This is a genomic window from Streptomyces melanogenes (genome assembly GCF_014649795.1).
Taxonomy (GTDB): domain Bacteria; phylum Actinomycetota; class Actinomycetes; order Streptomycetales; family Streptomycetaceae; genus Streptomyces; species Streptomyces noboritoensis.
In genome coordinates this window covers 1-1,060 of record NZ_BMTS01000084.1, presented here as the reverse complement: position 1 = coordinate 1,060, position 1,060 = coordinate 1, and the positions used below count along the sequence as shown (strand labels likewise).

Here is a 1,060-nt window from a genome sequence, read left to right as displayed (position 1 = left end):
GGCGAAGCTGAGAACTTAAGCGCCAGTAAACGGCGGTGGTAACTATAACCATCCTAAGGTAGCGAAATTCCTTGTCGGGTAAGTTCCGACCTGCACGAATGGCGTAACGACTTCTCGACTGTCTCAACCATAGGCCCGGTGAAATTGCACTACGAGTAAAGATGCTCGTTTCGCGCAGCAGGACGGAAAGACCCCGGGACCTTTACTACAGTTTGATATTGGTGTTCGGTTCGGCTTGTGTAGGATAGGTGGGAGACTGTGAAGCAGCCACGCCAGTGGTTGTGGAGTCGCCGTTGAAATACCACTCTGGTCGTGCTGGATGTCTAACCTGGGTCCGTGATCCGGATCAGGGACAGTGTCTGATGGGTAGTTTAACTGGGGCGGTTGCCTCCTAAAGAGTAACGGAGGCGCCCAAAGGTTCCCTCAGCCTGGTTGGCAATCAGGTGTTGAGTGTAAGTGCACAAGGGAGCTTGACTGTGAGACCGACGGGTCGAGCAGGGACGAAAGTCGGGACTAGTGATCCGGCGGTGGCTTGTGGAAGCGCCGTCGCTCAACGGATAAAAGGTACCCCGGGGATAACAGGCTGATCTTCCCCAAGAGTCCATATCGACGGGATGGTTTGGCACCTCGATGTCGGCTCGTCGCATCCTGGGGCTGGAGTCGGTCCCAAGGGTTGGGCTGTTCGCCCATTAAAGCGGTACGCGAGCTGGGTTTAGAACGTCGTGAGACAGTTCGGTCCCTATCCGCTGTGCGCGTAGGAGTCTTGAGAAGGGCTGTCCCTAGTACGAGAGGACCGGGACGGACGAACCTCTGGTGTGCCAGTTGTCCTGCCAAGGGCATGGCTGGTTGGCTACGTTCGGAAAGGATAACCGCTGAAAGCATCTAAGCGGGAAGCCTGCTTCGAGATGAGGACTCCCACCACCTTCGAGTGGGTAAGGCTCCCAGTAGACGACTGGGTTGATAGGCCAGATGTGGAAGCCTCGTAAGGGGTGGAGCTGACTGGTACTAATAGGCCGAGGGCTTGTCCTCAGTTGCTCGCGTCCACTGTGTTAGTTCTGAA

At 56.0% G+C, this 1,060-nt stretch carries 1 rRNA gene; it reads left to right on the top strand.

Features of this window, described 5'->3' with window-relative positions:
- A 23S ribosomal RNA gene (locus IE252_RS42850) occupies positions 1-1,029 on the top strand; the annotation flags it as partial.
- Between the last annotated feature and the right edge of the window lie 31 nt (positions 1,030-1,060).